The 6000-nt window shown below is 46.9% G+C and carries 6 protein-coding genes; 1 reads left to right on the top strand and 5 read right to left on the bottom strand.

The annotated features are described in order from the left end of the window. The coding region (locus tag ACWA6V_RS01000; protein WP_449520761.1) for an ROK family protein at positions 1-750 on the bottom strand (750 nt) is incomplete at its 3' end. Between the two features lie 194 nt (positions 751-944). Between ACWA6V_RS01000 and ACWA6V_RS00995 the strand changes: the two genes are divergently transcribed. Then, positions 945-2183, top strand: a complete 1239-nt coding sequence (locus ACWA6V_RS00995; protein WP_449520760.1) for an MFS transporter — start codon at positions 945-947, stop codon at positions 2181-2183. On the opposite strand, the gene ACWA6V_RS00990 is transcribed toward ACWA6V_RS00995, so the two are convergent. From ACWA6V_RS00990 to ACWA6V_RS00975, 4 genes are all read right to left on the bottom strand, one after another. Continuing rightward, positions 2160-2978: a class I SAM-dependent methyltransferase gene (locus ACWA6V_RS00990; RefSeq protein ID WP_449520759.1), complete on the bottom strand. Its 819-nt coding sequence runs from the start codon at positions 2976-2978 to the stop codon at positions 2160-2162. The two genes, ACWA6V_RS00995 and ACWA6V_RS00990, sit on opposite strands and share 24 nt — an antisense overlap. Positions 2979-3053: 75 nt before the next feature. Then, complete coding sequence (locus ACWA6V_RS00985; protein ID WP_449520758.1) at positions 3054-3707, bottom strand: TonB family protein; 654 nt, start codon at positions 3705-3707, stop codon at positions 3054-3056. Positions 3708-3815: 108 nt separating this feature from the next. Then, positions 3816-5390: a TonB family protein gene (locus tag ACWA6V_RS00980; RefSeq protein WP_449520757.1), complete on the bottom strand. Its 1575-nt coding sequence runs from the start codon at positions 5388-5390 to the stop codon at positions 3816-3818. Between the two features lie 19 nt (positions 5391-5409). Next, positions 5410-5829, bottom strand: coding sequence for a BlaI/MecI/CopY family transcriptional regulator (locus ACWA6V_RS00975; RefSeq protein ID WP_449520756.1), 420 nt, complete (start codon positions 5827-5829; stop codon positions 5410-5412). Positions 5830-6000 lie beyond the last annotated feature (171 nt).

The raw sequence follows: 6000 nt of genomic DNA, 5'->3' as shown, positions 1-6000 counted from the left end.
CGAGGTTACCGGCATGGACGCCAGAGCTCCTGCGTTGCCATGTACCCCGGATTCCAGTTCGCCATGCAAAATCACACCGCCGCCAACAAAAGTGCCGATAAAAATATACAAAAAATTATTGATGCGATTCCCACAACCTAATTTTAATTCTGCCGCAGCAGCGGCAGAGCAATCATTCTCCACAAATACCGGAAGATGAATTTTCCCTACCAATTGTTCGCGCGGGTTAAATGCATTCCACCGCTGGGCGAGCTCATCGCTCATATTTAATTCACGTTGCCAAGCGCCCATAAACCAGGGCATCGCCAAACCTACACCCACGATACGCGGCTGCAACTCCGGCGCTAAACTACCTTGCAAATAATTCACGCCCTGCACTACTTTATCGATCAAGAAGTCTGGATCAGGCAACGTAAATTCGTGGGCGACTTTACTCATCACATTGCCGCAAAAATCCATCAGCAAAATTTGGATATCGTTGCGCCCGGCATTAACGCCAATTGAAAATGCCCCTTTCGGATTTAACGCATACATAGTGGACGGCTGCCCTAACCCACGTTGCACTTTGCCGCGTTGCTCAACCAAATCGGCCCGCTCCAGATCGTCAATAATGCGTGTCACTGCCTGAGGCGTGAGGTTGGCAAGCTTTGCCAGCTCAAATTTGGAGGCCAAGCCAAGGCGGCGCAGCTCGCTGATTAGCACCCGCTCGTTATAGCGACGCAATCCACTGGAATTACTACCTTTACTCATGAAACCCTCTGATTTTGCCCCACGCAACCGCTGCGGAGGCGTAAATTGCAGTTTGACAGTTGACTTAATTAAACCACTGTGAATAAATAAGTCAACCGGTTTTCGTGATCCTAATCATTTGAGCGCCAAAATGAAATAGGGGCCTGCCGGTACTAACGGGTTTCATAACAACAATTTCCCCCGAGGGCAGCACCATGTCCAATGTGCACGAGACTCACAACCTGCGGCTGATCCGTTGGTTGACCTTTTTAATGTTCACCATGTTTGCCATGACTACGGATGCAGTCGGTGTCATCATTCCGGAAATCATCAAAGATTTCGGGCTGAGCCTCACTCAGGCCAGCGCTTTTCACTACGCCCCCATGATCGCCATCGCGTTTAGTGGTATCGCATTTGGTTTTCTCGCGGACAAACTCGGGCGCAAATACACCATTCTGATCGGCCTAGGAATTTTTGCTGTCGCTTGTTTTTTATTTTCACTCGGCAAGCAATTCGAATTTTTCGTCGCGCTCTTGTTGATATCGGGATGTGCGATTGGGATTTTTAAAACCGGTGCTTTGGCATTGATTGGCGATATCTCGGCAAACGCCCATGAACACACACGCACTATGAATACTGTGGAAGGTTTTTTTGGAGTGGGCGCGATTATCGGCCCTGCACTTGTCGCCTATTTATTAGCGGCGCAAGTGTCCTGGACTTATTTGTATTTGGTTGCTGGCGGTATTTGTGTGTTGCTGATGTTGATTGCCAGTCGTGTGCAATATCCGCACACTCAGGTAAACGAATCTACCGAAAAAATTAATGTAAGACGCACACTGACTATGCTGCGCAACCCCTACGCGACAGGTTTCTCACTCATGATCGCGCTCTATGTTGCCACCGAAGTCGCAATATATGTTTGGATGCCGACTTTCTTGAAAGACTACAACGGCGATTGGCAATGGCTCGCTACTTATGCGCTCACCATTTTTTTTGTTTTGCGTGCGGGAGGGCGTTTTCTGGGCGCCTGGATTTTATTGCACTGTGAATGGTCATTAGTGATGGCCATCTTCAGCGGTGCGATTTTTTTATGTTTTCTTGGCAGCGCAATCGGAGGCCCCGAACTGGCAGTGTTTCTATTTCCCTTGTCCGGCTTGTTTATGTCAATGATTTATCCAACGCTCAATTCAAAAGGCATCAGCTGTTTTGACAAACATGAACACGGCTCTGTGGCTGGCGTTATTCTATTTTTTACTGCCGTTGCTGCAGCGCTTGGCCCACTGTTGATGGGTTTTACTGGCGATCTATTGGGTCACGTCAAATATGGTTTTTATTTAGCAACTGGATTTGCAGCATTACTGTGTATCGCACTCTGTTACAACTTGCTCTACAAACCTGCAGAAGCAAGATTGAACCGCGCACAACTATCATCAACTAACGAGATGGTCGGGTAATTTTTTTACCGTGTAAATATCAAACCGGCTGGACTTACCTTCCAATTGATAGGAAGGAGTTTGATTATTGAGGAAGGGCGCTTTGCGCGGACGTTTGACAACCACGCGATAATTGACATGCGCAAGCGCCAGAGGCAATAGCGCATCAGCATCTTCATCTTTACCAACAATTGAATGGAAGGCCGCCATTTCTTTTTTGACATCAGCCGTTTTTTGTCGCTCGGGAAACATAGGGTCCAGATAAATAACATCGGGAAACTCTTCTGCGGTGAGCGATTCCAAATAAGTGCGACTATCCTGCGAGCGCAATTGCATCCGCTGAATCACTTGAAGCAATTCAGCATCTTGTTCGCGAGCAAAAATTTGCGCGCGCAGCAAACCATCTTGCAATAACAGATGCACAATCGGCGAACGTTCAATCAGAGTGAGCTGACAACCCAGAGTTGCGAGCACAAAACTGTCTTTACCCATGCCTGCCGTCGCATCCAATACTCGCGGATAAACACCGGCCTTAACACCAACTGCCTTGGCAATCATCTGACCTTTGCCGCCGCCGAACTTACGCCGGTGATCTACAGCGCCCTCAGTAAATTCGACCAAAATCGGCCCTGGTGCTTTGCGCCCGGTTTGTTGCAATGCAATATCAGCCGGGGAAAACATCACCACAAAGCCATAATCGACAATAGCTTCTGGAGCTTGATCGCTTAATAAAGGCAAATGCAAATGCGCAGCAAGCTGCTCAGCTTGCGCAAAGCGTTCTGGATCATTACAGAGAACAGCGAGGAAATCTGACATAAAAAATACTGGGTAAAAAATAGTAACAGCATTATCTATTTGTTACCCAGCGCCCGCAATCTTTTGTTCTCTGCCTTATTTTTCCATCTTAAAGCGAATGCGGTCTTTTACATCGAACGTTCTCACAGCAATGCCGTCAACCTCATTGGGTTTATATTTCCAACCTTTCACCGCTTTGATCACGCTTTTATTAAATACAGCTGAGGGAACATAACCGGTAATTCGGATGTTATCGGTAGAGCCTAATTCAGTGACATCAAACATTATGTCAACATAACCTTCAACGCCTTTACTTGCGGCGATAGCCGGATATTGCGGCGCAATTTTTATAAATGGCACCATTTGGCCACCTACACCGAAAGTACCTGTCATCGGTGGTTTGGCAATATCAACCGGACCGCCCAGATGCATTCCATCTCCATCGATACTAACCTCCGGTGGATCAAACCGATTTACCGGCGGAGGTAATTGTTGTTCTACCGGACGAACAGGTGGCTCATCTTCTCGTGTCACTATAGGTGGTGGCGTATCCATAATAAATTCAGGAATGGGTGCGATAGGATCATCAACCACCACCGGATAATCATTGTGGATCAAATGATACATCGCATAGAGTAACGACATGGTCGTTAATAATGCCGCGGGAATCGCACTCATCGTGCGCACGGCAGATGACCCGCCATTGGTATCGATATAATTGTTTTTATCGGAAACGATTAATTTATTCATAGCGAATTCCTCAAATAACATTTTCCAGGCAATAAGGGGCCCCGCCCGGTAGAGGGCCGTTTAGAACAGGGATTTAACGCGTGAAACGTAGAGAGAGAGCGACGAGATTTATCGTCGGTGTTTATCGATAGCAGCATCCTGCTGATGCGGAGAAAGAGTAAAGCGGAATATTTCTGTAACACCTTGCACAACGACCGGTTCACCATTTAACAATTGCGGGCGATAACGCGATTTTTTTAACGCTGCCAACACTGCACGATCAAATATGCGAGAGGGTGAATGGCCAATAATGGTCGGCTGTGTGATGGTACCGTTGGCATCTATCGTAAATTCCACCTGCACCCATCCTTCTACGCCCTTATGCAAAGCGGCTGCGGGATATTCAGGTGTTACCATTTCAATCGGCAAAAAACCTTCAACGCGAATATCGGGAACCAGTTGTGCTTTTTCATTGAGGAAATTGTTTGCATCTTGCAGCGCCGCTAGTTGTTTGAGTTCAACGGCAGTCGGTTTGGTAACCTGTATGCTCAGGGCTTCAACACCAACGGGTAAATCAATGTGCGATGGCTGTGTATAAAGGGCTGGTTTTAATTGTTGTAATAACTCCCAACTGAATTGTTCGGTGCGCAAGGTGTTTTGCTCTTGCTCACGCGTATTGGATTGTGGAAATTCCAGATGTAAGAACGCGATGCTTTGAGCGCGCAACTGCTGTTGCAGCGGCATCAATTGCACACCTGCGACCAGCACCAACAAGAAACCACCGCAGATTAACCAGTACTGAGCAGCATCCATAGGTACTGATTGATGGGGACGCTGTTGATCCAAAATCGCCAAAATACGCTCAGCGATGGGCGACTGACCGCGCATCTGCAAACCCTGATTTACTGAATTCCCATTCGAATGAGCACTGGCAATTGCTAACAAATTTTTTGCATAGATCACTTGTTTGTTGCGTAATTTATAAATGTAATCATCGCAAGCCAACTCTGCCTGTTGATAAATTTTTTGTGCCATCCACCACAGCGGCAGCAAAAACCAAAAACAGGCGCAGGCAATTTTTATCAACAAGGTAGTCAACCAATCCCAGCGTGCTATATGTCCCAACTCATGGATGAGCACACTGAGTTGTTTATCTTGATCCCACAACAGGGCGTCCTGCGGCAGCATAATTACCGGGCGCCATAACCCCCAGGTTTGTGGCGAATCTACTGAGCGCGAGCTAACAATATCTATTTTGCGCGAGATATCCAGCAGCTCCCGTAGCTCACCGAGTTGTGCGATGACATCTGACGCCCTGATTTTCTGCGCGCGCCTTGTCTGCAAGAAAAGTCCAATGATTCCCAGCAACAAATAAAATAATATCCATGTTGCTACCAACAGATAGAGTCCGACTAAAGCGAATAAAATTTGCTGACTGACACGACTTTGGAGCAAGGTATTAATGCCTTCGAACCAACTGACTGGAACTTCCAGCGACGGGTATTTTACCCAATCAATTTGCGGTAGCGCGCCAGCGCAGAATGGCAACAACAGAATACTGATAGCGCCCAAACTCAATACGAAGTGCTGCAAGGCGGCAGATTTTTTTCGCAACAATATCCAGAGCACCCCCATCACCAACAAGATCATTAATGGCTTGAGAAAGCCAGTAACAATCACACTGATAAAAATAGATGAGCTCATAGTGCTGCCCCTGTTGTTTTTATTGTTGTCTCGCTGAGACTTCCGCTTTTGCAGCCGTATCGATTGCTTGCTGAAGCTGATCTAGCTCTTCTGCACTGAGTTTTTCTTTATTCATCCCCAATAGTGCATTAACGGCTGCAGCCGTTGATCCGCCAAAAAATGTTTTGAGCATTTTTTGTAGCGCGGACATTCGCGCTTCTTCCTGTGCTACTACGGGGAAATAAATATAGCGCGGGCCGTCTTCGCGAAAATCAACGATCTTTTTTTCCACTAATTTTGCAAGCAAGGCGCGCACAGCTGAATAGCCGGGTGCATCGGGAATAGCGGCGCGGACATCCTGAGCGGATAACTCGCCCGCCTCAAACAGGGCATCCATTATTTGCCGCTCGCGACGGCTGAGTTGCGCAGCGGCAGTTTTTTCCAGATCATTCAGAGTCATAAGCCGTACCTAAACTAGATTCATATTTATGCTGTTTTTTTAGCATCATGCTAATAATTTAGCACCCCCAACAATTTCGTCAAGCAACAAGTGCTAAAAAAATAGCACAAAATTTCAAATCATTGATTTTCATAGAATTTTTTAATAAAAAAGCCGCTGCGGTAAACCGAG

It is taken from the genome of Cellvibrio sp. (assembly GCF_053579595.1).
The sequence above is the reverse complement of the archived record's forward strand: the minus strand, read 5'-3'. Positions and strand labels throughout refer to the sequence as shown.